This window comes from Halomonas sp. (assembly GCF_029263665.1).
Classification (GTDB): Bacteria; Pseudomonadota; Gammaproteobacteria; order Pseudomonadales; family Halomonadaceae; genus Halomonas.
The window spans coordinates 226,065-251,223 of record NZ_JAJUFQ010000005.1; the positions used below are offsets into that span (position 1 = coordinate 226,065).

Below are 25,159 nucleotides of genomic sequence, written 5' to 3' on the forward strand. Positions count from 1 at the left end.
CTGTTCAAGCCGACTGCAGAGGCTGGCCCAGAACGGCAAGGGCACTATTCTCTACTGTTCTCACTCTCGGCTGTGGAACTAGCCCAGCAACGAGTGAAAGAAAAGTCGAGGCAGCTTCCACCAGCTCGGAGAATGGTAGAAATCAACCAACAGCTGCGCTACTCGATCCTGACGTCGGTTGGTGATGAACCATACTGGCCGAGGCAGCAAGGTTGGTCGACCACTCAGCAGGGTGCGCGGGAATGGCCGAAACGGCGCCTCGACGATGGTACGTTCCGTTTTCTCCAGCATGAGGCAATTATGCACAGTGCCAATACCACTCTGCACATCCTCCAGGGTATGACCCGGGAAGGCACCCCAGGGACATGGCGCCAGCAGAAAGCCAATACCCGACCAGGTATTGATGGCGATAGTGCCGTAGCGCAGGTCAGCGATGAGCGCCTCGAAACGCCGCTTGCCGATTGCGCGGCGAGTGTCCGGATGGATGACGATGTTGGCGCCCAGAGTGCCGTGTAATTTCTCGTTGGCATAATCGATTGCCGAGCGCAGATAACTTTCAGCGCCCGAAGCATCAAGCTCTGTGACTGACATGGCCGGCCCGAATACCTCAGCTTCCCGAAAATAATCGGCATCGTTGGTTTTGGCCATGATCACCGGCAACGTTTCTCCTCGCCTGACTTCGACAGGATCACCGGCCTTTTCGCGAAATGCCGCCAACCGATCCTCGGCGCCCGGATAATAGGCCGGGCGCGTTGAACTCGCCATGACCGACTTCATCTGCTCCAGCAATTTGGCACCATGCTCCCAGCCACGCGGCATGATCAGCACCTGGCAGGCGACACAATTGAACCCCGAGTTCTGCAGCTTCTGTGTCGCCAGTTGTTCGGCCTGGAAGGCAATATCCGCCTTGCTCCATGGACCGGGCACTACGATGGTCGGACACACAGCACCCAACTCCGAGGTGAATCGCTTGCGATTGCGTGGCGTGCCAGCCTCGCGGTTACGCCTCGCTTCCTCGCCAGTGCCCCAGACGATGGCATCATGAGTCGCCTGAGAGCCAGTGATATGCATCTCTTCAACATACGGATGATCGGTCAGCCAGGCGCCTACAGCACCATCGCCCTTGACGATATGCAATGCATTGCGATCGATCAGCGCTGCTAGCGCCTTTTCAAGGAATGGCAACAGATAATCGTTAACCGGATTCAGTTTGAGCAGGCAGACCTGGTTTTCGACAAACAGCTTGTAGAACACATCCAACGGTGCGATGGAAGCTACATTACCGGCACCGAGAATCAGCGCCACCTTGCCTTCCCGCTTATCCTCGGGCTCGTCATAGGCTAGCGCGGCATGCTCGGCGAGATTGGCCTCGGTAATGCCTGGCTGCATCCACACATCTGCTGATACGCCAGATAACAATAGTTGATCCCAGAGATTGGCAGGCGTCACACGCAGTGACACACGGCCGCCTGGTGCGCGGCGACGCGGAATCCGTGCAAGAAAGGCCTTTCTTTCCATCAGCTCCAGGGTGTTTATCAACCCGTTGCAGCCCGCCATCATCGCGCCAGGACCAGCCAGCCACTCCTCACCGGCCAGAGGATCGCCTGGCATCAGGCCTTTGGCCTTCGACGCCGCCATGGCCCATTCTGCAGCCACTTCCAACAAGGCATCCTTGATCTGTTGGAGGATAGCCAGCCGCTCCTCCACCGACGTTCGTGCCCATTGATGTCTAGCGCTGAACAACGACGCCAATGCTGCCTCATGCTGGGGGTACAGGGAAGTCGTTGTCACCATATCCTGCTCTGCCGTTGTCATTCCCTGCCCTCCGCCAATATTTGACCATATTCATCCCGCAGTCGGTTCTTCAACACCTTGCCGGTGGCACTCATGGGCAGCGCATCGACGAAGATTGCCCGGTCGGGAACCTGCCACTTCGCCACCTTGCCCTCGTAATTGGCCAGCAGCTCCGACTCCTCGACGCAGGACCCTTCTGCACGCACGCAGACCAGTATCGGCCGCTCATCCCATCTGGGGTGCCAGGCAGCGATGGCTGCTGCATTGGCAACACCCGGGTGTGAAATAGCGATATTCTCCAGGTCTACAGTGGAGATCCATTCTCCGCCCGACTTGATGATGTCCTTGGCACGATCACGAATGACCAGATAGCCATTCTCATCAAGCGTGGCGATGTCCCCGGTATCGAACCAGCCATCCTCAGTCAGGGTGCTCTCCTCCTTGCCGTAGTAGCGTTCAACGACCCAGTGCCCCCGTACCTGGAGGTTGCCCTGACTCTCGCCATCATTGGCTAGCGTGTTGCCTTCAGCATCCACCACCCTGAGTTCGACGCCGAAGATCGGACGACCTTGGGCATGACGTATTTCACGCTGCTGTTCCAGGGGAAGCTCGCCATGCTTGTGCAGAGGCATGTTGATGGTGCCGATGGGAGTGGTCTCGGTCATGCCCCAGGCATGGATCAACTCGACCCCATAATCATCCCGGAAGGTGTTGATCATCGAAGGCGGCAATGCCGTGCCACCGACAAAGGACCGTTCCAGATTCGGCAGTTGGGCGTCGGAGCGCTTCAATGCCGCCAACAGCCCCATCCAGATGGTCGGAACACCAAAGGCCACATTGACCTTTTCTTCTGTCAATAGCTTGAGCAGGCTGTCGCCGTCCAGGTTTGGCCCGGGTAACACCAGGCGTGCACCGGCAATGGCAGCAATGAAGGGAATGCCCCAGGCATTGACGTGAAACATTGGCACCACAGGCAACAGCGAGTCGCGGGCCGAGATACAGGTGCCATCAGGCTGGTTGCCTCCCAGAGCATGCAAGACCAGTGAACGGTGAGAATTGAGCACGCCTTTGGGCTTACCAGTGGTACCTGAGGTGTAGCACAGTGCCGCTGGTGTGGTTTCATCGAGCTCGGGCCAAGCGTATTGCGCATTGCCACAGGCAACCAGTTCATCGAAGAACTGCAGAGAACCCAGAGTGTTCAGCGCTTCCTCATCGCGGGGGCTCATCAACACAAAGTGTTTCACTGTTTTCAGGTGCGGCTGAAGCTGGGGGATAAACGGCAAAAAGGTGTGGTCGAAGAACAGCACTTCATCGGCAGCATCATTGATGATGTAGATAAGATGTTCAGGCGACAATCGTGGATTGATGGTATGGGTGACACGCCCACCTGCACCGACACCAAAATAGATTTCGAGGTGACGGCGGTTGTTCCAGGCAATGGTGCCGCAACGCGCTCCAACCGAGACGCCAAGCTGATCAAGCGCAGATGCCAGGCGACGGGCATTGGCCGAAACGTCTGCCCAGCAGGTGCGTTCGACGCCCCCTTTGGTGGCAACAGAAACGATTTCTGTACCGGCGTGATAACGCGCGGCATGATCAATCAGAGAACCCGTCGTCAGCGCTTGATACATCATTTGTCCACGCATGCCAGGCCCTCCTGCTCTGCTGCCTGCTGAGACGCGATCCCGTCGACACATGCCCTGCCGAGAATCATGTCTGCCGCCTTTTCAGCGATCATGATGGTGGGTGCATTGGTATTGCCGCTGACCAGCTTGGGCATGACAGAGGCATCCACGACCCTGAGCCCTTCCAGGCCCTTCACCCTCAGTTCGGTATCGACGACCGCCAGATCATCGTGTCCCATGCGACAGGTGCCGATCGGGTGATAGATCGTGTCACCGCGCGCACGGATATTGGCCTCCCACTCGGCATCGCTCATGTTGTCGTGAATACCGAACAATTCCTTGTGCTTGTACTCGACCAGCGGCGAAGCATGCATGATCTGGCGTGTGAGCTTCGCACCCTTGATCATGACCTCCAGATCACGGGGATCACTGAGAAAATTGGGATCAATGCCCGGTGCAGCGTGAGGGTCGCTGGATGTCAGGAACACGGAACCTCGCGACCAAGGACGCAGTTGGCAGACATGCACGGAATAGCCGTAGCCCCAGTGCAGTTTGCGTGCATGATCATCGACAATGGCGGCCACGAAGTGCAGCTGAATATCCGGTCGATCGAGAGCCGGATCCGTCTTGAGGAAAGCGCCAGCCTCACCAATGGGCGAGGCAATCATGCCATTACCATGCTTGCGCCATCGCGGTACCTGGCTCAACAGGCGCAAGCCTCCTCCTGTGCAGATACCAAACAGATCGGTGTTCTTCGTCTTGTAGGCCTGGACATAATCGAAATGATCCTGCAGGTTCTGTCCTACCCCCGGCAGTTCGTGGACCATCTCGATACCATGCGGCTGGATATCTTCCGGCCGCCCGACACCTGACAACTGCAACAGTTGTGGAGAACCAAAGGCACCGCCTGCCAGGATGACCTCACGACGGGCCTTAGCGTGCTGTTCAGTGCCATTCTTTGTATAGCAGATGCCAGTGGCACGCTTGCCATCGAACAGTATCCGTGTGGCATGCGCCTGGGTGATCACCGTCAGATTGGGGCGCTTCCCAATGATGGGGTGCAGATAACCATGTGCTGTCGAGCAACGTTCGCCCTTGTGCTTTCCTTGGTGGAACTGGGTCACCTGAAAGTATCCGACCCCCTCATTGTCACCAGCATTGAAGTCATGGGTCTCGGGGATATGCAATGATGCAGCCGCATCAATGAAAGCCCGGGTAATCGGACGCGGCTGTTCTTGATCACTGACCTGGAGCGGACCATCCCCGCCATGGGCATGACTGGCGCCGCGCATGTTGTTTTCAGCCTTGCAAAAATATGGCAGCACCGACTCCCAATCCCAGCCTTCGTTGCCTAGCTCGGCCCAATCGTCATAGTCAGCACGGTGGCCACGGACATACAGCATCGCGTTGATTGCCGAAGAGCCACCGAGGCAGCGACCGCGTGGCTGGTAGCCACGACGGCCGTTCATGCCTGGCTGCGGCACCGTCTTGAAGGCCCAATTGTTGAGCTTGCCCCAGCCCGGCATCATCGCCACCACCCCTACAGGCGCTCTTACCAGCAGGCTGGAGCCATTCTTTCCCGCTTCAAGCAGGCATACCCGATTGTCCGGGTCCGCACTGAGCCGATTGGCGAGCGTAGCGCCGGCGGAGCCTCCACCGACGATGATGTAGTCGTAATCCATGATCACCTCTAGGTTGTGCTTGTTGTTTTTCTGGCATGTCTGTCTGAGCCATACTGAACTCTAGAAAAAATTCGTACACTTGACCAATAAATATGTACAAACTTTAGTCCAAGTGGAATTCACAGGCATTTGTGCAACGCTTCCAGACATGACCAGTGCAATGAACACAAGCATCAATAACGACAATATCGACACCAATGCATCAGCACAGGGGAGGCCCCATGACGGACTCAATACCACGCTCAACCCTCACCACCCATGAGGTAGTCAACCAGCCGCCGGTGCGCGGCGACGTTGACCTCTGGTCGACCGACATTGCCCTGCGCGAAGCAGTGGAACGTGAAGGTGGACAACCTTCCTCCATCACCGACTATGCTCGGCAAATGGGGGGACGCGAAATGCGCGAAGCGGGGATGGAGGCCAATCGCCATTCACCAGAGCTGGTCCTATTTGACCAAGGTGGGAGACGCCTGGATGAAGTGCACTATCACCCAGCCTGGCATCGAATGATGGAAACCTCTCAGGCCGCCGGCTACGCCAGCGTTGCATGGCAAGGCAATCCCGGAGGCCATGTCACCCACGCCGCCATGGTTTATCTCGCCAGCCAGACCGAGCCGGGCCACTGCTGCCCTCTGACCATGACCTATGCTGCCGTTCCGGCTCTGGCTGCTAATCCCGCTCTGTCCGAGATCTGGCGGCCCCGCCTGACAGCCAACCATTACGATCCATCCCTCCGTCCTATCGAGCAGAAAACCTCCGCCACCCTGGGCATGGCAATGACCGAAAAACAGGGTGGCTCGGACCTGCGCAGCAACACCACCCGCGCCGAGGCGGAAGGTGACGCCTATCGCCTGTTCGGTCATAAGTGGTTCTGCTCCGCCCCCATGTCGGATGGCTTCCTGACCCTCGCCCAGGCTCCCGGTGGGCTGACCTGCTTTCTGGTGCCTCGCTGGCTCGAAGGCGAACGCAATGCCATCCATATCCAGCGCCTCAAGGACAAGCTGGGCAACCGCTCCAACGCCTCATCGGAGATTGAATATCATGGCGCTCTGGCCTGGCGGCTGGGTGACGAAGGCGCAGGCATACGAACCATTATCGAGATGGTGCACCACACCCGTCTGGATACCGCACTTGCCCCTGCCGGCCTGATGCGCGGTGCGCTGAGCGCCGCACATCACTGGGTCTCGCATCGCAGCGCCTTCAAGCGTGACCTGGTGGACCAACCGTTGATGCGCTCTGTGCTGGGCGATCTGGCTCTGGATGTCGAGGGCGCTCTCGCCCTGGGCCTGCGTGTGGCACGCTCCTTCGACGGCACTCGCGACGAGGATCGCGCCTTTACCCGCATCGGTGTGGCACTGGCCAAGTTCCTTGGCAACAAGCGCTGCCCGATTGTCACTTATGAAGCCCTGGAAATGCTCGGAGGCATGGGCTATGTCGAGGAGACCGGCATGCCCCTCTATTACCGCGAGGCACCGCTGAACGGGATCTGGGAGGGTTCCGGCAACGTCATCTGCCTGGACATCCTGCGCACTCTGGCCAAGGAGCCGCTGGCTGCGGAAGTGCTCCGCCAGGAACTGCTGGCCGCCCAGGGTAATGACCGTCGCTACGATGCAGCACTGCGCGCCCACCTCGAGCGCTGGCCGGGGCTACCCGGGGAAAGCGAGGCCCGCTGGTTTGCAGAACGCACTGCATTGCTGCTCACCGCATCAGTACTGATACAGGCAGGTGTTTCAGCCGTTGCCGATGCCTTCATCACTACTCGCATTGCCAACGAACGTGGCCACGTGATTGGAGCACTCGGTGGCGAAATATCGCCGCAACTGCTGGACCGAATCTAAAAACAGGATATGGGGCAAGAAGGATGCAGCATGTCTTGCTGCACCCTCGCCACTTTCAGCCTTGTGCTTGGATCAACCTCGCGTGATCATGCGTTCGATCCACCATCAATGGTCAATTCCGCCCCCGTTACCGAACGCCCTTCCGGCCCTGCCAGCCAGCGCACGAGCCCGGCAACATCACTTGCCTCGTTGTAGCGGGGAATGGCCATTGCTCCGCGCTGCATGTCGGAATGCTCACCACCGGCAGGATTCATGTCCGTGTCGGTCGAGCCAGGATGGACCACATTGACGGTGATCCCCCTGGATCCGAAGTCTCTTGCCGCTCCCTTGGTCAACCCCACCAGGCCCGATTTGGTCATGGCATACAGGCTGATGCCCGGCCATGGTACGCGCGACGCCAGATTACTGCCGATATTGATGATGCGTCCGCCTTCGCGTAGATGCTTGCCCGCCACCTGCATGGTGATGAAAGGGGCCCGCAAATTGATCGCCAGGGAATCCTCCAGCTCATCGAGACTGAATTCCATGAGATCCCCGACGACAAATACACCAGCGTTGTTGACCAGAATATCCAGGCCTGAGTAGCTCTCGACAACGCGTTCCACCGCTCTTTCAATCGCTTGCTGATGACGGCCGTCCGCTTGAATGGCAATGGCATTACCGCCTGAGGCTTCGATGTCCGATACTACCCGGAGCGCATCGTCCTCTCGACTGGCATATGTGATGGCCACCGCTGCGCCATCTGCCGCCAGGCGTTTGGCAATCTCAGCCCCGATACCGCGGCTGCCACCCGTCACCAATGCCACTTTTCCGTTCAGATCGCTCATGATTGTGCTCCTGTTCCAGCCAGTAAATCCCGCCAGATGATTTATGTATTGATCAATACATAATTAACACTGACTGGACGTCGGCTACACTGTCAAGGTAATTTTGTATCAATCGGTATATAAATGAGGTGAGCCATGGCGTCACGTGGACGACCACGTACTTTTGATCGACAAAAGGCCCTGCAACAGGCGATGGAAGTCTTCTGGGAAAGGGGGTTCGACAATGCCTCGATGAGCGAGCTGACCCGAGCCATGGCCATCAACTCACCAAGCCTCTATGCCGCTTTCGGCAGCAAGGAAGCCTTGTTTCGCGAAGCGGTACAGCTGTACATGAGCGAAGGAGGTGGCGGTATCTGGGGACCACTGGACAGCATTGACTGCGCACGCGATGCCGTCGGCCACGTACTTCACGCCACGGCACTTACCTTCAGTCAGCACTCCCCTTCCAGGGGCTGCCTGATTGTCCTGGCCAGCCCGCAGTCACAGGGGGGAACCCCGGAGATCGGAGAGGAGCTGGAGCAACATCGCAATCATAATCGCTGTGCCATCGAGCAGCGCCTGCAGCGTGCCATCAAGGAAGGCGAGCTGCCAGCATCCACTGATTGCCGAGCTGTTGCCAATTACTACGCCACCGTACAGCACGGCATGTCGATCCTGGCCCGCGATGGCGCAACACGACAGGAATTGCTGGATGTCGCGAACTGCGCCATGGCGGCATGGGAGCCATTGATTGGCGGGCCTGGAGCCTCCCACGACACGGAATAAGGTACCTACACAGAGGGCGATCCCATTTCCTGAGGCACAGGCTGCTGGCGATCTTCCGCCGCGACACCAGGCCTGGCAGCGCTACTGGGCAGGCTGATCAACTCGGCGCACCGACTACCTAACATCATCGCTGGTGCAGCGGTATTCCCAGCGTTGATATTGGGTACTGCGGACATGTCGCAGACTCTCAGCCCCTTGATGCCGCGCACTCTCATATGACTGTCGAGCACGGCCATGGGATCATCATCTGCCCCCATTCGCGCCGTGGAAGCAGGATGATAATTGGTCTTGACGTGACGTCGGCAATGAGCGCGCAGCTCCTCGTCCGTTGGGTTGATGGCGGATCGGGGCAGAACCACTTCTCGTATGCGCTCCTTCAATGGTCCCTGTTGGAAGGCCTCGAGGAAGAAGCGCTGTCCGGCGACCATATCGTCCATATCCGCCTGGTCCTGCAACAGGTTCGGGGACACCAGCGGCATATCGGCTGGATCACTTGAGCGTAACCGCACACAGCCACGTGAGCGAGGCTTGACCACCACCGTGGTAATCGTCATGCCATGGCCATCCGCTAACGAATCTCGAGCATCGCGATCCAGGTATACAATAGGCACGCAGAAGGCCTGTATGCTGGGTGGCGCCTCCGGGTCAAGCGGATTGACGAAAGCTCCCGCTTCTACCCCTGCTGAGGTTACCGGCCCGCTGCCGAACAACTTGAACTGCAGGCCATTACGCAGCATGCGCCAGCCATCGCCCTGGCGATAATAGCCACAGGGCTGTTTGGCATAAGCAGTAATCGGCACCTCAGGATGGTCGATCAGGTTCTGCCCGACTCCCGGCAAATCCACCTGCACCTCGATACCATGTTCCTGCAGATGATCCGCCGGGCCGATACCCGACAGCATCAGCAGCTTGGGCGTTACCAGCGCACCTGCAGCCAGAATGACCTCTCCTCGCGCTCGAGCCATCTGTTCCTTGCCCGCCTTGTCGCGGTAGATCACCCCCACGGCACAGCCATTTTCGATCACTACCCGCTGGACTTCACAATGCAGTTGTACCTCAAGGCGAGGATCATGCATCAGCGGGCTGATGAAAGCGTATGCCGAGGAGCTGCGGCGGCCGGCACGATTCATGAATTGATAGAATCCGACACCGCGCTGGGAATCGCCATTGAAATCGTGGTTATAGGGCTCACCCAACTGCTGCACAGCTTGCACGAACCAACGCGATACCGGATCGATGTGGCCAGGGTCCGATACCAGCAGCGGCCCGCCCTGCCCATGATATGTATTGGACAATCGGTTGTTGTCTTCCATGCCCCGGAAGTGCGGTAGTACGTCTCCCCAGCCCCAGCCGACATGATCGTCATTGCCGCTCAGTTCACGCTCCCAGTCATCATAGTCATCTGGCCTGCCGCGCATGTACACCTGAGCGTTGACCGATGAGCCACCGCCAAGCACATTGCCCTGGGGAATATCCTGCACACGGCCATCGAGATGTGGCTGTGGCAGGGTCTGGTGATAGCGCATGAACTTCGAGCCGTTGATCATCTTGAAGATGCCCGGAGGCATATCCAGCAACGGATGACGGTGGGAATGTCCGGCCTCGAGCAGCAATACCCGAGCGCCCTGCTCGGAGACAAGGCGGGCCGCTGCCACACAACCGGCAGCACCGCCGCCGACAACGATGTGATCGAACTCCTTCATGAAGATTTCCTCGGGCTCATGGTGTTTCCTCGGCAAAGAACGTTGAACTGACGAATTGCCAGGAACTGTCCAGGTGCGAGATAAGCGCCTTCTCGGCCAGATCCGGGTCACGGCTGAGAATCGCCTCGAAGATCGCCTGGTGGGCAAGAAAGTTGGTGCGGTTGCGTTCCGGGCTGCGTGGCATCTGTGACCATTGAGGCGCCAGCCATTCGACAAAGGCTTGATGAATCGCCGGGAATGCTGAATTGCCGGAAATCACGTACAGCTGGCGGTGAAAGGCGACATCGGTGGCATAGAACCGAGCCGAATCGTCGATGGCCTGTTCATTGTCATCCAGAGCCTGACGCAGACGCTGGATATCCTCACGTTGGGCGCCCACTGCGGCATCCCGTACCAGCATGCGTTCACACAGCACACGTACCTGATAGAGGTCATGGACGTTCTGTGAACTGGCCAGCAGGTGTTTGATGACTCCCCCGGCTGCATGCATGGCGGTACTGGCGTCGGGGCGGCAGACGATCGGACGGAAACGGGGGCGGCTACGCAGAAAGCCCTTTGCGGTCAGCGCCGTGATCACCTCACGAATGACCGTGCGGCTTGCTCCGTATGCCTCCATCAGGCTGCGCTCGGCCGGCAGCGGTTTACCTTCGACCAGATCTCCATTGACGATGCGAATCTCGATATCGTCACAGATATGTTCAGCGGTTCTTGTATCCATGCCCCTCACTCCCCGGAAGAGACGGGTCTTCCCCAGCGGCCTCGGTCATGACCCCTGATGCCCTTCTTGATGATGTCGAATCTAGTTTGGTCGTACAAAAATATCAATAAATACGATCTTAAACAAAAGTATATATCACGTTATATTTTGTTTTTTATGGGTTTTTTAGCCAAATAGCTCATATCACTCTAATAACTGTTGACTGACCCCTGCCACTCTTCCTAACAATTATGGTCATACCAAACTTCGCATAGGGTCCCCCGCATGGATTTCTCGCAGCTCGGTAAGAATGCACTGAATGCCGACATGTTCATCGATGGACGCTGGCATTCCGGCATTCATCCGCGAATTGAAGTCGATAACCCGGCCAATGAGTCTCTGCTCGGCACTATTGCCGAAGGCGATGAAGCCGTGGCCGACGCTGCACTGGCCGCTGCCGCCCGGGCCCAGCATGACTGGGGACGCCGCCCGGCCATCGAGCGCGGCAGACTGGTGGCACGCCTTGCCGCCGAAGTCGCCGATCACAGTGAGCAGCTCGCCCACATCATCTGCCTCGAGCAAGGCAAGCCGTTGGCCCAGGCACAAGGAGAAGTCGAGGCCACCCGCAATTTTCTCGACTACGCCTCCCAGTGGGCGCGGCGCATTGAAGGTGAGATCGTCGCCTCGGACAATCCCCACGAAGAGATCCAGATTCGCTCACTCCCGGTGGGCGTCGTCGTTGCGCTCACCGCCTGGAATTATCCTGCAGCGCTTGCCGCCCGCAAGCTAGGGCCTGCGCTGGTGGCCGGCAATACCGTGGTGCTGCTTTCCCATGAAATCACTCCCTACTCAGGGTTGTTCATCGCTGCCCTGGCGGAACGTGTCGGGTTTCCACCTGGCGTCATCAATGTGGTCACCGGGCGCGGCGCACAGCTTGGTCGTGCCTTGGTCGAGGATCCGCGTTCGGACCTGATCAGCATGACAGGCAGCACTCGAGCCGGCCGCGAGATATTCCGCTCCGCCGCCGATGAGCTGAAGATCCTGCGCCTGGAGCTGGGCGGCAAGGCACCGTTCATCGTCATGGAAGATGCCGATATCGACAAGGCGGTAGCAGCGGCAGTCACCGCCCGATACACCAATTGTGGGCAGATCTGTACCTGCAACGAACGCATGTACCTGCATGAAAGCATCGCCGACGAGTTCAGCGAGAAGTTCGTTGCCGCCTCGCAGCGCCTGACCATCGGCGATCCTTTGTCCAACCCCGATCTCGGTCCCAAAGTCAGCCGCGTCGAGGTCGACAAGATCGATCAACTGGTCGGCGGCAGTGTCGAGGCTGGTGCGCAGGTGTTGCTCCAGGGAGGCCCGCTCAACGAGGGCGACTATGTCAGAGGCTACTGGTACGCCCCCACCGTCATCGAGACTCGGCAGAACACTTCACCGCTGATCAGTCAGGAGGTGTTCGGCCCGGTAGCCGTGATCCAGCGGGTCACTGATTTCGAGCAAGCACTGACCTTTGCCAATGATTCCAGCTATGGCCTGTCGGCCTACGTCTTTACCCGCGACATGCAGCGTCTGATGCGCCTGCCCCAGGAGCTGAAGTTCGCCGAACTCTATATCAATCGCAGCAATGGCGAGCAGGTTCAGGGCTATCACTCGGGCTGGCGACACTCCGGCATTGGTGGCGAGGACGGCAAGCACGGCTTCTCTGCCTATCTCAAGAAGCAGACCAGCTACCTGAACTGGGGAGACTGATACCACATCGGCCCCCCTGCAAATAGCCACTCTCGATAGCGACAAGACAAGAACGACAAGACAAGAGGTATCGATATGAAAACCTTCAGACTCATGATGGGCGCCGTACTGATATGTACCAGTGGTCTGGCGGCTTCCCAGCAACTGCCGCCATTGGAGCAGAAGGATAGCTACCGTGTGGGCTTTGCCCAGATGGAAAGCAACAACCCCTGGCGCATTGCTGAAACTCAGTCTTTCCGTGATACCGCCAAGCAGTGCAACTGGAAATTGACCGTGACCGACGCCGCGGGGTCCGCAGCCAAGCAGGTTGCCGATGTCGACAGCATGATCGCCCAAGGCATGGATGCCATCTTCCTGCCCCCTCGGGAAGAACGCGCTCTGATTCCTGCCGTGATGAAGGCACGAGCCGCTGGCATTCCCGTATTTCTCGTTGACCGTCAGGTCGATCCTGCCGTGGCCAGAGCCGGAGAACACTATGTGGCCTTCCTCGGCTCTGACTTCGTGGAGCAGGGGCAGACGGCGGCGCAGTGGCTGGTGGACAACTTCGAAGGCGACGAAGCCAGAATCATCGAACTGGAGGGCACCACCGGATCTTCCCCGGCCAACGACCGCAAGAAGGGTTTTGATGACCTCATTGCCGAACAGGACAACATGACCATCATCGCCTCCCAGTCCGGCGACTTCTCGCGGGATACCGGGCGCCAGGTAATGGAGACACTGCTTCAGGCCCACCCCAACGTCAATGTGGTGTACGCACATAACGACGAGATGGCCATCGGTGCCATCCAGGCGCTGGAAGTCTCCGGGCGCACGCCTGGTAAAGACGTACTGGTGGTATCCATCGACGGCACCCGTGATGCCATGAGAGCCATCATCAACGGCAAGATGGAGGTGTCCGTCGAATCCTCGCCCTTCTTCGGCCCGGTCGCCTGCGATGTGCTCAAGCGCTATGCCGCCGGAGAGCCCGTCGAGCCCTGGGTGCGTGTGGAGGATCGTATCTTCACCGCCGACAATGCCGCCGATCATATCGACGAAGCCTACTGAAAGAAGCCTACTGAGACCAGATGGCATGGAGCGGTGTCACGACCGCGCCATGCGACTAGGGAGCAATAGATGCAACCACTGCTCGATATTCAGGGCGTGCGTAAGCAGTTCGGCAAGACGCTCGCCCTCGAAGATGCACGACTGACCATCCAGCGCGGTGAGGTACATGCCCTGATTGGCCAGAACGGCGCCGGCAAGTCGACGTTGATCAAGGTGCTGACCGGCGTTCACCAACGCGATGGCGGTGACATTACCTTCAATGATCAGCCCTGCCTGTTCTCACGCCCCGCTCAGGCGCAGGAAGCGGGCATCGCGACCATCTATCAGGAACTGAATCTTGTCGGCCTGCGCAGCGTGACCGAAAACATCGTCATGGGTCGCGAACCCCGGCGCCTTGGCGGCTTCATCGACTGGAAACGTGCCCACCAGCAGGCCAGCGATATTCTGGCCGGACTTGGCGTCGATATCGATGTGCGCCGTCCGCTGGAGGAATACTCCACCGCCATTCAGCAACTGGTCGCCATTGCCCGTGCCGTCTCGCGTGACGCCATGCTGGTGATCATGGACGAGCCGACCAGCTCACTGGATGAGTCCGAAGTGCTGCAACTGTTCGAGGCCATCCGACGGCTCCAGCAGCGCGGCACGGCGGTGCTCTATGTTTCACACTTCCTCGACGAGCTATTCGAGATCTGCGATCACGTCACCATCATGCGCAACGGTGCCTGGGTGGCGGACCATGCCATCAGTGATACCCGCAAGGCGGTACTCGTCGCCGACATGCTGGGCAAAGATGTCAACGACATCGAAACCCATGGTGCTACCGACTTCGGGGGAGCACTCGAACCAGTAGGCGAATTGCTCTTCGAGGCAAGGGATATTGCGACTCGCCGACACCTGCGTTGCGCCAGCCTGCAGGTGCATCGCGGCGAGATCGTTGGCCTGGCCGGACTGCTCGGTTCCGGTCGCACCGAGGTAGCTCGGGCCGTGTTCGGCATGGACGCCCTGAGTGATGGACAGATGAGCCTCGAAGGTGGCAGCTACCGCCCGGTCAATGCCAGCGCAGCCATTCATCAGGGCATCGCCCTGCTGGCCGAAGATCGCAAACGCGAAGGTATCGTTGCCGACCTGAGCGTGCGGGAAAACCTGACCCTGTCCATCCTGCCATCACTCTGCAAAGGTGTGCAGATCGACCACGAGGCCGAGCGCAAACTGGTCGAGCACTACATCGAGGCCCTGCAGATCAAGGTCTCGGATATGGACCAGCCCATTCGCGAGCTGTCCGGCGGCAACCAGCAGAAGGTCCTGCTGGCGCGCTGGCTGGCTACCGAACCCCAGTTGTTGATTCTCGACGAACCGACCCGGGGCGTGGACATCGGCGCCCGCCAGGAAATCCAGCGCATCATCCAGGACTACCGAGCTCAGGGCGGTGCAGTGCTGTTGATCAGCTCCGAATTCGACGAGCTCATCGAGGGCGCGCATCGCGTGGTGGTGATGCATGAAGGCCGCTCCATCGACACCTTGAACAACCCGGGCCTGACCGAGTCGACCCTTGTCGCCGCCCTGTCGGGTGGCCAGCCCCCGACATCCGATGATGGCCGCGGAATGCAGAAGGCATCCGTCCGGCCCAGTACTTCCAGGGAGACACAGGCATGAAGATCACGTCCTCCACAGCCTCACCCGCAGCCACGCCGGCTCCGAGGCTGCGGGTGAGGCTGCGGCACAGTGGGCCACTGCTCGCCCTGCTGCTGCTGATCGGCTTCAACGCCCTGATCACCCCCAACTTCCTGTCCATGCAGACGCTCTCGGTGAACATCACCCAGGTGGCGACCATCGCCATTGTTGCCATGGGCATGACACTGGTCATCGCCACTGGCGGCATAGACCTGTCGGTGGGCGCAGTCATGGCACTGGCAGGCGCGATCGTACCACTGATTTTCCTGTCCTCCGCGGGTCAGGATTTTCCGCTGATAATGACACTGATTGCGATCATCGCGGCCCTCGGGGTCGCCACGCTGTGCGGGCTGTTCAATGGCATGCTGGTCAGCCGCTTCGGCGTCCAGCCGATTGTCGCCACCCTGATTCTGTTCATCTCGGGTCGCGGTCTCGCTCAGGTGCTGACCAACGGCAACCTGCAAACCTTCGACAACCCGATGTTCGAGTACCTGGGGGCCGGGCGACTGCTGGGCGCCCCCATCCAGGGCTGGCTGGTGATGCTCATTGCCGCCATTGCGGTATTCGTGGTGTCGCGCACCCGTTTCGGTCGCTACCTGCTTGCCAGCGGTGGTAACCCACGCGCCGCGGAACTGGCCGGGGTCCCCGTGGCCCGGGTGCGCATGATCGCCTATACCCTTTGCGCCCTGCTCGCCGGGCTGGCCGGCATGATCAGCGTGGCCATCAATTCTGCCTCCGATGCCGCGCGCAACGGCCAACTGATGGAACTCGATGCCATTGCGGCGGCAGTGGTCGGTGGCGCTTTGCTGCAGGGCGGACGAGCCCCCTTCATCGGCGTGATCATCGGTGCTGCGATCATCCAACTGGTTCGCTACACCTTGCTCGCCAATGGCGTACCCGATGAAGTCGCCCTGATCGTCAAGGCCGCGATCATCGTCGCTGCGGTCTACCTTCAATCCCTGCGCGGAGGGCATTGAGATGACGACTCTCGTTCGCCGACATATCGCCGACCATGGACAGAGCACCGGCGTGATGATCGGCGTGCTGCTGCTTATCCTGCTGGGCACGCTGCGCTATGACAATTTCGCCAGCCTCTACAACCTGAGCTCCTTTCTCAACTACAACGCCATGTTCGTGCTGATCACCATGGGCATGTGTCTGGTGATCATGACCGGGGGCATCGACCTCTCGGTCGGCACAGTGGCGGCACTGTCCTCGGTCACTGCCGCCGGCTTCAGCGCCCATGGCCTGGAGGTCGCGCTACCGGTTGGTGTGCTCACCGGATTGGCCGCGGGAGCACTCAACGCCTTTATGATCGTGATCATGCGTATTCCCCCCTTCATTGCCACTCTGGCGACACTACTGGCAGCCAAGGGCACCGCACTGGTGATCAGCGACGCCAGGACCGTGCCGGTGGACTGGGCCAGCAATTTCACCCAATTGGGCATGAACAACGTGGCGGGGTGGCTACCCTGGAGCATGCTGTTGACGGTGGTAGTCGGCATTGCCCTGTGGCTACTGGTGGAACACCGGCCACTGGGGCGCGTCATGCTGGCCGCTGGAGACAACGAGGATACCGCCAACCTGATGGGCCTTTCCTCGGGATGGGCCCGCACCTGGGCTTACGTGATCTGCGGCGGCTGCGCGGGTCTGGCTGGCGTCTTTCTCGCTTCCGGATTCGGTGCCGGCCAGCCTCTCGAAGGTCTCGGCTGGGAACTGACAGCCATCGCTTCCGTCGTCGTCGGTGGAACGCTGCTCACCGGTGGGCGCGGCTCGATTCCCGCCAGCGTAGCGGGTGCATTGATGCTGGGACTGATCTTCAACCTGCTCAACTTCGAAAACGGCCTCGGCACCTTCAACCTGAGCGCCTATTGGCAGATGGTGATCCGTGGTGCCTTCCTGTTCATCGTGATCCTCCTTCAAGTGAAGATCACCCGCCCCCTTGCCGGAGACTGAGACTCATGACACGGATTTCACACATCGACCTGCAGTTGTACCGGGTACCGCTCGATGAGCCCCTGGGTGATGCAAAGCATGGACTGCACACTCATTTCGAGTTGATCACCGCCACCATCCGTACCTCGGACGGCCTCGAGGGAACAGGCTATACCTATACCGGCGGACGTGGCGGCAAGGCCATTCTCGCTCTGCTCGAGCAGGATCTGGCGCCACTGCTCATCGAACGTGATGCCGAGGACATCGCTGCACGTTATGACGAGATGCTGTGGCATGTGCACTATGTCGGCCGCGGCGGCATCGCCTCCTTCGCGATTTCCGCGCTGGACATTGCACTGTGGGACCTGCGAGGCAAACGTCTCGGCCAGCCGCTGGTGCAGATGGCCGGTGGTCACGATAGCCGCTGCCGGGCCTATTGTGGCGGTGTTGACCTCAACTTCTCCCTGCCTCGCCTGTTGAGCAATGTCGAGGGCTACCTCGCCAGCGGCGTCGAAGCGGTAAAGATCAAGGTCGGCAAGCCGGACCTGAACGAGGACCTCGAACGGGCCAGTGCGGTGCGTGACCTGATCGGCAAAGACATCACCTTCATGGTCGATGCCAATTATGGCCTCAGTGTCGACCAGGCCATCGAGGCGGCTCACGCCTTCATGCCTCTTGACCTACTGTGGTTCGAGGAGCCGATCATTCCCGATGATTACCTCGGCTATGCGCGTATCGCGAGAGAGACCGGGATGCCCCTGGCCATGGGGGAAAACCTTCACATCATCGAGGAGTTCGAGCACGCGCTGCGGGACGCTTCACTCTCCTGGCTACAGCCGGATGCCTCCAACTGCGGCGGCATCTCCGGCTGGCTTGCAGCGGCACAGCGCTGTCGACAGGCTGGTATTCCCGTCTGCAGTCATGGCATGCAGGAGCTTCATGTCAGCCTGGTATCCGCTCAGCCCAATGCTGGATGGCTGGAGATCCACTCCTTCCCCATCGACCGTTACACCCAGCGGCCACTGGTGATCCGTGATGCCCGAGCCATTGCTCCCGAAGAGCCTGGCATCGGTGTGAGCTTCGATTGGGAACGACTGACCCCTCATCGCGTCATGCAGCACCAGATTGCCGGCAATAGAAATGCCGCATGACATCGCTATCTACTGCTCCCTCAACACCCGTGAGACACAAGGACAAGGAACCCTTATGAATAACCCTGCTGCTGTCTATCGTGGCGATGGCCACTTCGAGATCGTTGACCAACCCGTTGCTGCGCCAGGGCCCGGCGAGGTGCGCCTGGAGATTGCTTTCTGTGGCATCTGTGGCACCGACCTGCATGCCTATCTCGGCCATATGGATGCCCGAATCGGCGACCAGCGCGTGCTCGGCCACGAGATGGCAGGTACCGTCGTCGAGGTCGGTGAAGGCGTCGATGGCCATCGCTGTGGCGATCGTGTCGTGGTTCGCCCACTCGACAACTGTGGCGACTGTCCCGCCTGCAACAATGGCCACGCCCATATCTGTCACCACCTCAAGTTCATGGGCATCGATACGGATGGCGCCTTCAAGCGCTTCTGGACGGTCCCGGCGAAGCTCCTGCACGCCCTGCCGGATAATCTGTCACTGGCAGCCGCGGCGCTGGTCGAGCCCACTGCCGTGGCCGTACACGATGTCCGCCGCGCACGCCTGAAAGCCGGTGAATGTGCTCTGGTCATCGGCGGCGGCCCCATCGGCACCCTGATTGCCTTGACCGCCAAGGCCGAGGGCGCTGACGTCATCCTCAGCGAGATCAACTCCACACGCATTCGCATGGCCAATGCCATGGGCCTGGAGGCCGTCAACCCGCTGGAAACCGACGTGGTGGCACTGATCAATGAGCGCACCGGCAACAAGGGCGCCGATGTGGTGTTCGAGGTATCCGGCAGCCAGCCGGGTGTCGATCTCATGACCGAAGTGGCGGCCACACGCGGACGCATCGTCATGGTGGCGATTCATGCCAACCGCCCTCTGGTGGACATGTTCCGTTTCTTCTGGCGCGAACTGGAGCTGATCGGTGCACGGGTCTATGAGCCGGAGGATTTCGATCGTGCCTTGGAACTGCTGGGGTCCGGCGCCATCGATGTCGACGCCATCATTACCGACAAGCAGCCGTTGGAGCGCATCGGAGATGCCTTTGCCAGCCTGACCGGCAACGCTGAAGCGCTCAAGACGTTGATCACCATCACTCAGGGAGAGTAAGCATGTCGATTCTGGACAACTTCAATCTGGCGGGACGTACAGCCGTGGTGACTGGCGCAAGGCGAGGTATCGGGGGCGCCATTGCCGTGGCGCTGGCCGAAGCCGGTGCCGATGTGATCGGTGTCAGCGCTGCCATGCCCGAGGATGGCGCTGATATCGGTGCCGCCGTACGCGCAGCAGGACGCACCTTCACCGCGATTCGTTGTGACTTCTCAGATCGTGATGCCGTGCAGGGACTGGCCGACCGGCTGGCGCAACAGCCCATTGATATCCTGTTCAACAATGCCGGTACCATTGAACGTGCCCCGGCTGCCGAGCATTCCGATGAGCTCTGGGATCGGGTCATCGAGATCAACCTTTCAGCCCAGTTCGTGCTGACCCGCGCGATCGGTGGCGCAATGTGCCAGCGTGGTCATGGCAAGATCGTGTTCACCGCTTCGCTGCTGTCGTTCCAGGGCGGAATCACGGTACCCGGCTATGCCGCCAGCAAGGGAGGCATCGCCCAGTTGACCAAGGCCTTCGCCAATGAGTGGGCCAGCCGTGGCGTCAACGTCAATGCCATCGCGCCGGGCTATATCGCCACCGATAATACCGAGGCGCTGCGTCATGACGAAACCCGTTCTCGCGCTATTCTCGAGCGCATCCCTGCTGGGCGCTGGGGGCAGCCCGAGGACTTCGCCGGACCAGCCGTCTTCCTGGCCTCTTCGGCCTCCGACTATATGCATGGCAGCATCCTGACTGTCGACGGCGGCTGGATGGGCCGCTAGGGAAACACTAATACCATTCAGCGCTTTTCTGGTCCGAGACCCTGTCATTGCTACTCTGGGTCAATGGCAACGCTACGCCAATGGTGATTCTGGAACAGAGTGAGACGGACTCACTCCGCCTCGCTTTTGCTGCTGCCCGGCAAGCGATGCCAGGATTGCTGGCGGTGCCACTCTTCGTCTTCGGTATGCAGGTAACGAGAGGTGGTATCGAGCCGGGCATGGCGGGCGGTGGCCGCCAGGTAGCGTAGCTCGACACCGGCCTGGGCCTGATGGGTCAAGGCCGTGTGTCGCAGCCAGTGCGGGGTTGCCTGCCTTAGCCGCATGATGGCCAGGGCATCCCCTCCTTCTTGCTCCAGCACATCGGCAGCCTGGCTAAAGGTTGTACGAATCAAGCGATACAGCTGATTCTCACCCAGCGGGCTCTTGCCATCCAGGCGGCGCAGAATAGGCCCATCATCCAGCCCCGGATTTTCCGGTAATCCATACCCCACACGAATTTGCCGAATCAGCAGCATCATGTCTTCCGGCACCGGTATCTCCGCCGTCTTGACACCCTTTCCGATGACTCGCCACCACCAGCGCCCTTCACGTACGAACAGGTCGCTCATACGCGCCTGACTCATTTCAGAGATGCGCGGCGCCATCAGGTAGGCAAACCCGAACACCAGGCGTCGGCGAGCCCACAGCTTGCGCTCACGCAGGCTGGCCGTATCAGGCAACGGACGACTTAGCCACGCCCACAGCCAGTCCCATAGCGGTCGCTCCAGATAGCGTTCGACCCGCCCTGTCTGGTTGTCCAGACGGCGACGCTTGTCGCGCATCAGGCGAAAGGGGTTATGAGCGATCCACCCCGCTTCCATCAACCAGCTCATCATGCCCTGCAGGATCACCAGGCTCTGTCGTCGACTGGATGCCGACAACGGGCCACGAAAGGGCTTCCAATCCGGCGACTGCCGGGACTTGACGGGCCCCACCCAACGCTCGCGTGGCTGAGGATCACAAAGGAAGGCTTCGAAATCATCGAGGTGATGACGGCGCAGGGATTTCAAGTCAATGCCCTGCTCAGCCAACCACAACAGCAGCCTTTCGGCTTCACGACGATACGTACGCAAAGTCTGGGGGCTGCCGCGATATTCCCTCAACCAGGCGCTCACGGCCTGGGCATCGCTGGTCGCAGGAATGGCGGCCGCTGGCAGCACGCTGCCGGTGGCTTCGCTGAACACTTCCACCTCTCCAGGCTTCTCTCCAGCCACTCCCACTGCGGACACCGTGTTCATACGGGTCATGCCGCCCCCCTCTTTATCTGTCAAACCTTTCTCATCCATGTCTCATCCATGCCGCATCGTCACAGCGACGTATTTTGCTTAGTGTAGCAACATAAAATCAAGATAATACGGGTAATCTTGATTTTATGTCATATTTGATAAATAAATTTACGTTATTATCCATTATGTAATTACATTAAAAATACGCTAGACTGATCAACGAAGGTCCACCTGAAGACAAACCGTGACGACAAACTCTCACCAGACAATACTGAGAAATGGCGCTATCGCGACGGGTGACAGGCAGCCCCGCCCTGGTGGCCTATTCGCCAATACGGCGTTGTTCTACAATCGCAGCGCAAATGCAGGCCATCCCGGCGATGACACAGGATTCGCCTATACATCGAGGTACCGCGATGCTGAGACTATTCAAGATCCAGGAAGGAACCATTCGGGAACGTCGCCTCCCGGATGATCAAACGGAGCGCGCTCTAGCAGAGGCGGACTGGATTGATGCACGCGACCCTGATGATGAGGAACGCTCACTGTTTCAGGGCCTGCTGCATACCGACCTTCCCGAGTCGGATGACATTGAAGAGATCGAGGCCTCTGCTCGCTGCTTCGTCGATCAGGCTGGTGTGCACATCCACTCGCTGTTTCTCACCCAGTCCGAGAATCGTCATCACACTGAAACGGTGGCCTGCATTCTGCAAAGCAAGCGACTGATCACCATTCGCGAAAGCGAGCTGGCGGACTTTCGTCTGCTACGCATGCGCGCCCGACGAGGCCAGGTCGAGGCCCAGTCTCCTGAGGAGCTATTGGTCACCCTGTTCGAACAGAAGGTGGAAAATCACGCTGACACGCTGGAAGACCTGCACCAGCAGCTTGAAGAAGTCAGTTATCTAGTGCTGGAAGATGAACAGGCCAGCCTTGAGGACGCCATTGACAGACTGGCGCGCCTGGAAGACAGCAACGGGAAGATTCGCCTGTGTCTGATGGATACTCAGCGCAACATCTCCTTCCTGCTGCGCCACCTGCGCACTCAGCCGGAACATCTGGAAACGCTGCGCGAAATCATGCGCGACATTGAAACCCTGATGTCACACACCACGTTTCTCTTCGATAAGATCAACTTCCTGATGGACTCGACCCAAGGGTTCATCAATATCGAGCAAAACCAGATCATCAAGATGTTCTCCATTGCCGCTGTTGTCTTCCTGCCACCCACTCTGGTGGCCAGCATCTACGGCATGAACTTCGAGGTCATGCCCGAATTGAAGTGGATGCTGGGATACCCATGGGCGCTTGGCCTGATGGTCGCATCCGGCATTGCACCTTTCTGGTATTTCAAGCGAAAAGGCTGGTTGTAGCACTTGATCGAATAGTGCGCGCCCGAATAGCACATACTCGACGAACAGCACTCTTCCAAGGTTACACCCCCAAGGTAATGACTCATGGCTCGAACAGGGATTACTTTCGACGACGTACAGCGTGCCATCGACACGCTGCTCCAGCGCCAGGAAGCGCCCAGCGTGCAGAAGGTGCGCAACATTCTTGGCACCGGCAGTTTCACCACGATCAGCGAACACCTGAGGGAATGGCGTACTCGCCGGGAGGAACGCACCGATGTACCTCCTCCCCAGGGCATGCCTGCCGAACTGCAGGCACTGGCGGAAGAGCTCTGGAACCAGGCCCAGACGGCAGCAACCGACAACCTTTCTCATTACAGGGAAGAGTCCGACCGTCAGGTAGCGGCGGCACAGGAGCGGGTGGCAGACGCTGACCGCCGGGCCGAAGATGCCGAGCAACGCGAGTCAGCCCTCTCGGCCCATCTGGTCACGACCGAAAAGCGCCTGCAGGAAAGCATCGCCAATTCGGCCCGCATGGAGTCCACTGTCCAGGCTCAGGAGCAGCAGCTGGAAAAAGAGCGTCAGCGCTCTGTACAGCTGGAGGATCAACTGGCACGACTGCAACAGGAAAACGAGCGCCTGGGCCAGGCACATCAGGTTGCCCTTGGTGAACTCCAGACAGAGCATGCCGAGCGCCTGCGCCAGGAAGAACAGCGTCACGAGACAGCCGAAGCCCGCCTGATGGGCATGCTTGATGATGCACGCCAGGAACGGCAGGCAGCCGAAAAGTCTCATGCCCAGAAGCTTCAACAGGCTGAACAGCGCTATGAAACGCTACAGCAGCAATTGCAGCGTGTCCGCGCAGACCTGCTGGAAGAAGAAAAACGCCATAAGGAAACGCTTCTGGCGCGCTCCAGAGCCGAGGACAATGCACGTGCCAGGCAGCATGAAAATGAGTTGCTCAGTGAACGCCTCGAAGAGCAGAAACGCCAGCTTGGCACGCAAGCGGAGCGTATCCATGCCCTGGAAGCGAAACTCGACGAAAAGATCTGGTCCCTCGCCGCTCAGCGCCGTGAAGCAGCCAGAAACGAAAATGAAAGCGACACGGCAACGTCGACAACAGCAGCGTCAACATCCACAACGCCAGACAACTGATCCTGCAGTCGCAAAAAGAACGCCGCCCATAAGGGCGGCGCGGAACCGATCAACTGCAGGCCTTAGCGGTAGTAGGCATTGGTGGTGTCGGTATGGTCGGTCACATCACGAATACCGGCCAGCTCAGGGATGCGCTCCATCAGCGTCTTTTCCACCCCTTCCTTCAGAGTAAGATCGACGGCAGCACAACCCTGGCAACCACCACCAAATGCCAACACCGCTACCTGGTCCTCAGTCAACTGAACCAGCTTGATTTCACCACCGTGAGCTGCCAGACCAGGATTGATCTCGCTGTAGAGCACATAGTTGATGCGATCCTCCAGCGGGCTATCGGCATTGACCTTGGGCATCTTGGCGTTTGGCGCCTTGATAGTCAGTTGCCCGCCCATGCGGTCGGCATTGAAGTCGACCACGGCGTCCTCAAGGAACGGTACACTGTTGGCATCGAGGTAGACATTGATCTTGGCAAGCTCCAGGAGTTGATCACTGGGCTCCTCTTCCCCGGGACGACAGTAGGCCAGACAGGTCTCGGCATACGGGGTACCTGGCTGGGTAATGAAGATACGCACGGCAATCCCTTCCACATTCTGCTTTTCAAGCAGTTCTGCGAGGTAGTCCTGTGCACTGTCGGTGATCTGGATGTTTTCGCTCATGGATCTCTCACTAAGTATTCTCTGCGCGCAGGGACCGCGCGGCTCCTATGGCAAGCAACATTGGCCAGACCGGTATCGATCAAACTTCCCTGGCCAGGTCAGGAGCAGATAGTGCCATGGTAAGCGACACCATGATCAGACACAATCCCGAGTGTTTTAGTCGGAATTATTCTCATCAAGCATCCCCACCATGCCATCATGAATGCTTTCACTGAACAGCATGAATGACTTTGTACTTTGACAGCGTGCTTTTTTGGTAAGCTACTGCCCCCAGGCAATTTCGCATCTGGCTCGATTAAATGGGGCCATTCGATCGCCGATACAATCGATTGTCAAAATACTCGATTGCTAAAACAATGGTTAAAACAAAGGGACGCGCATGTCGATCCACATTTTGCT

General features: G+C 59.0%; 20 protein-coding genes. 12 read left to right on the forward strand and 8 right to left on the reverse strand.

The window, feature by feature from the left end; translation table 11 throughout:
- Nucleotides 1-78: 78 nt before the first annotated feature.
- Genes Q1K07_RS07385 through Q1K07_RS07395 form a run of 3 tightly spaced genes read right to left on the reverse strand, consistent with a single transcriptional unit; the run spans nucleotide 79 to nucleotide 5,101 of the window.
- Nucleotides 79-1,815, reverse strand: coding sequence for an aldehyde dehydrogenase family protein (locus tag Q1K07_RS07385; RefSeq protein WP_300309463.1), 1,737 nt, complete (start codon nucleotides 1,813-1,815; stop codon nucleotides 79-81).
- Complete coding sequence (locus Q1K07_RS07390; RefSeq protein WP_300309464.1) at nucleotides 1,812-3,440, reverse strand: long-chain fatty acid--CoA ligase; 1,629 nt, start codon at nucleotides 3,438-3,440, stop codon at nucleotides 1,812-1,814. The genes Q1K07_RS07385 and Q1K07_RS07390 overlap by 4 nt, the downstream gene beginning before the upstream one ends.
- Nucleotides 3,425-5,101 (reverse strand): GMC family oxidoreductase N-terminal domain-containing protein, encoded by a 1,677-nt coding sequence (locus Q1K07_RS07395; RefSeq protein WP_300309465.1) that lies wholly within the window; start codon nucleotides 5,099-5,101, stop codon nucleotides 3,425-3,427. The genes Q1K07_RS07390 and Q1K07_RS07395 overlap by 16 nt, the downstream gene beginning before the upstream one ends.
- Nucleotides 5,102-5,322: 221 nt before the next feature.
- Here Q1K07_RS07395 and Q1K07_RS07400 point away from each other — a divergent pair, with 221 nt between their 5' ends.
- A complete protein-coding gene (locus Q1K07_RS07400; protein WP_300309466.1) occupies nucleotides 5,323-6,939 on the forward strand; it encodes an acyl-CoA dehydrogenase family protein in 1,617 nt (538 codons plus the stop codon).
- Nucleotides 6,940-7,025: 86 nt separating this feature from the next.
- Here the strand turns inward: Q1K07_RS07400 and Q1K07_RS07405 are convergent, their stop codons facing one another.
- The gene (locus Q1K07_RS07405) at nucleotides 7,026-7,766 is read right to left on the reverse strand and encodes an SDR family oxidoreductase (RefSeq protein ID WP_300309467.1); all 741 of its coding nucleotides are present in this window, start codon (nucleotides 7,764-7,766) and stop codon (nucleotides 7,026-7,028) included.
- Nucleotides 7,767-7,901: 135 nt separating this feature from the next.
- On the opposite strand from Q1K07_RS07405, the gene Q1K07_RS07410 reads away from it, so the two are divergent.
- Complete coding sequence (locus Q1K07_RS07410) at nucleotides 7,902-8,531, forward strand: TetR/AcrR family transcriptional regulator (RefSeq protein WP_300309468.1); 630 nt, start codon at nucleotides 7,902-7,904, stop codon at nucleotides 8,529-8,531.
- A gap of 5 nt (nucleotides 8,532-8,536) precedes the next feature.
- Here the strand turns inward: Q1K07_RS07410 and Q1K07_RS07415 are convergent, their stop codons facing one another.
- Together Q1K07_RS07415 and Q1K07_RS07420 are read right to left on the reverse strand one after the other, a co-directional pair.
- A complete protein-coding gene (locus tag Q1K07_RS07415) occupies nucleotides 8,537-10,234 on the reverse strand; it encodes a GMC family oxidoreductase N-terminal domain-containing protein (RefSeq protein WP_300309469.1) in 1,698 nt (565 codons plus the stop codon).
- A gap of 16 nt (nucleotides 10,235-10,250) precedes the next feature.
- Nucleotides 10,251-10,952 (reverse strand): FCD domain-containing protein, encoded by a 702-nt coding sequence (locus Q1K07_RS07420; protein ID WP_300309470.1) that lies wholly within the window; start codon nucleotides 10,950-10,952, stop codon nucleotides 10,251-10,253.
- A gap of 264 nt (nucleotides 10,953-11,216) precedes the next feature.
- Here Q1K07_RS07420 and Q1K07_RS07425 point away from each other — a divergent pair, with 264 nt between their 5' ends.
- From Q1K07_RS07425 to Q1K07_RS07460, 8 genes are all read left to right on the forward strand, one after another.
- Nucleotides 11,217-12,683, forward strand: a complete 1,467-nt coding sequence (locus tag Q1K07_RS07425) for an aldehyde dehydrogenase family protein (RefSeq protein WP_300309471.1) — start codon at nucleotides 11,217-11,219, stop codon at nucleotides 12,681-12,683.
- Nucleotides 12,684-12,758: 75 nt separating this feature from the next.
- Nucleotides 12,759-13,727, forward strand: coding sequence for an ABC transporter substrate-binding protein (locus Q1K07_RS07430; RefSeq protein WP_300309472.1), 969 nt, complete (start codon nucleotides 12,759-12,761; stop codon nucleotides 13,725-13,727).
- 69 nt (nucleotides 13,728-13,796) lie between these two features.
- The gene (locus Q1K07_RS07435; protein WP_300309473.1) at nucleotides 13,797-15,380 is read left to right on the forward strand and encodes a sugar ABC transporter ATP-binding protein; all 1,584 of its coding nucleotides are present in this window, start codon (nucleotides 13,797-13,799) and stop codon (nucleotides 15,378-15,380) included.
- On the forward strand, nucleotides 15,377-16,375 hold the full coding sequence (locus tag Q1K07_RS07440; RefSeq protein ID WP_300309474.1) for an ABC transporter permease: 999 nt from the start codon (nucleotides 15,377-15,379) through the stop codon (nucleotides 16,373-16,375). Before Q1K07_RS07435 ends, Q1K07_RS07440 begins: the two co-directional genes overlap by 4 nt.
- A gap of 1 nt (nucleotide 16,376) precedes the next feature.
- The gene (locus Q1K07_RS07445) at nucleotides 16,377-17,354 is read left to right on the forward strand and encodes an ABC transporter permease (protein WP_300309475.1); all 978 of its coding nucleotides are present in this window, start codon (nucleotides 16,377-16,379) and stop codon (nucleotides 17,352-17,354) included.
- 5 nt (nucleotides 17,355-17,359) lie between these two features.
- Nucleotides 17,360-18,484, forward strand: a complete 1,125-nt coding sequence (locus Q1K07_RS07450; RefSeq protein WP_300309476.1) for a mandelate racemase/muconate lactonizing enzyme family protein — start codon at nucleotides 17,360-17,362, stop codon at nucleotides 18,482-18,484.
- A gap of 55 nt (nucleotides 18,485-18,539) precedes the next feature.
- Nucleotides 18,540-19,571: an alcohol dehydrogenase catalytic domain-containing protein gene (locus Q1K07_RS07455; RefSeq protein WP_300309477.1), complete on the forward strand. Its 1,032-nt coding sequence runs from the start codon at nucleotides 18,540-18,542 to the stop codon at nucleotides 19,569-19,571.
- A 2-nt stretch (nucleotides 19,572-19,573) separates the two neighbouring features.
- Nucleotides 19,574-20,338, forward strand: coding sequence for an SDR family oxidoreductase (locus Q1K07_RS07460; RefSeq protein ID WP_275898222.1), 765 nt, complete (start codon nucleotides 19,574-19,576; stop codon nucleotides 20,336-20,338).
- A 110-nt stretch (nucleotides 20,339-20,448) separates the two neighbouring features.
- Here Q1K07_RS07460 and Q1K07_RS07465 read toward each other — a convergent pair whose 3' ends face one another.
- Nucleotides 20,449-21,624: a tyrosine-type recombinase/integrase gene (locus tag Q1K07_RS07465; protein WP_300309478.1), complete on the reverse strand. Its 1,176-nt coding sequence runs from the start codon at nucleotides 21,622-21,624 to the stop codon at nucleotides 20,449-20,451.
- A 395-nt stretch (nucleotides 21,625-22,019) separates the two neighbouring features.
- On the opposite strand from Q1K07_RS07465, the gene corA reads away from it, so the two are divergent.
- Entirely contained in the window at nucleotides 22,020-22,973 is a 954-nt protein-coding gene (gene corA, locus Q1K07_RS07470) for a magnesium/cobalt transporter CorA (protein ID WP_300309479.1), read from the forward strand.
- Nucleotides 22,974-23,057: 84 nt separating this feature from the next.
- Nucleotides 23,058-24,107, forward strand: coding sequence for a DNA-binding protein (locus Q1K07_RS07475; RefSeq protein WP_300309480.1), 1,050 nt, complete (start codon nucleotides 23,058-23,060; stop codon nucleotides 24,105-24,107).
- Nucleotides 24,108-24,169: 62 nt separating this feature from the next.
- Here the strand turns inward: Q1K07_RS07475 and nfuA are convergent, their stop codons facing one another.
- A complete protein-coding gene (gene nfuA, locus Q1K07_RS07480; protein WP_149284773.1) occupies nucleotides 24,170-24,760 on the reverse strand; it encodes a Fe-S biogenesis protein NfuA in 591 nt (196 codons plus the stop codon).
- Nucleotides 24,761-25,159: the final 399 nt, after the last annotated feature.

Coding starts and splice junctions, on each gene's coding strand:
- Q1K07_RS07385 (WP_300309463.1), bottom strand. CDS start 1,815: ATGACAACGGCAGAGCAGGATATGGTGACAACGACTTCCCTGTACCCC.
- Q1K07_RS07390 (WP_300309464.1), bottom strand. CDS start 3,440: ATGCGTGGACAAATGATGTATCAAGCGCTGACGACGGGTTCTCTGATT.
- Q1K07_RS07395 (WP_300309465.1), bottom strand. CDS start 5,101: ATGGATTACGACTACATCATCGTCGGTGGAGGCTCCGCCGGCGCTACG.
- Q1K07_RS07400 (WP_300309466.1), top strand. CDS start 5,323: ATGACGGACTCAATACCACGCTCAACCCTCACCACCCATGAGGTAGTC.
- Q1K07_RS07405 (WP_300309467.1), bottom strand. CDS start 7,766: ATGAGCGATCTGAACGGAAAAGTGGCATTGGTGACGGGTGGCAGCCGC.
- Q1K07_RS07410 (WP_300309468.1), top strand. CDS start 7,902: ATGGCGTCACGTGGACGACCACGTACTTTTGATCGACAAAAGGCCCTG.
- Q1K07_RS07415 (WP_300309469.1), bottom strand. CDS start 10,234: ATGAAGGAGTTCGATCACATCGTTGTCGGCGGCGGTGCTGCCGGTTGT.
- Q1K07_RS07420 (WP_300309470.1), bottom strand. CDS start 10,952: ATGGATACAAGAACCGCTGAACATATCTGTGACGATATCGAGATTCGC.
- Q1K07_RS07425 (WP_300309471.1), top strand. CDS start 11,217: ATGGATTTCTCGCAGCTCGGTAAGAATGCACTGAATGCCGACATGTTC.
- Q1K07_RS07430 (WP_300309472.1), top strand. CDS start 12,759: ATGAAAACCTTCAGACTCATGATGGGCGCCGTACTGATATGTACCAGT.
- Q1K07_RS07435 (WP_300309473.1), top strand. CDS start 13,797: ATGCAACCACTGCTCGATATTCAGGGCGTGCGTAAGCAGTTCGGCAAG.
- Q1K07_RS07440 (WP_300309474.1), top strand. CDS start 15,377: ATGAAGATCACGTCCTCCACAGCCTCACCCGCAGCCACGCCGGCTCCG.
- Q1K07_RS07445 (WP_300309475.1), top strand. CDS start 16,377: ATGACGACTCTCGTTCGCCGACATATCGCCGACCATGGACAGAGCACC.
- Q1K07_RS07450 (WP_300309476.1), top strand. CDS start 17,360: ATGACACGGATTTCACACATCGACCTGCAGTTGTACCGGGTACCGCTC.
- Q1K07_RS07455 (WP_300309477.1), top strand. CDS start 18,540: ATGAATAACCCTGCTGCTGTCTATCGTGGCGATGGCCACTTCGAGATC.
- Q1K07_RS07460 (WP_275898222.1), top strand. CDS start 19,574: ATGTCGATTCTGGACAACTTCAATCTGGCGGGACGTACAGCCGTGGTG.
- Q1K07_RS07465 (WP_300309478.1), bottom strand. CDS start 21,624: ATGACCCGTATGAACACGGTGTCCGCAGTGGGAGTGGCTGGAGAGAAG.
- corA (WP_300309479.1), top strand. CDS start 22,020: ATGCTGAGACTATTCAAGATCCAGGAAGGAACCATTCGGGAACGTCGC.
- Q1K07_RS07475 (WP_300309480.1), top strand. CDS start 23,058: ATGGCTCGAACAGGGATTACTTTCGACGACGTACAGCGTGCCATCGAC.
- nfuA (WP_149284773.1), bottom strand. CDS start 24,760: ATGAGCGAAAACATCCAGATCACCGACAGTGCACAGGACTACCTCGCA.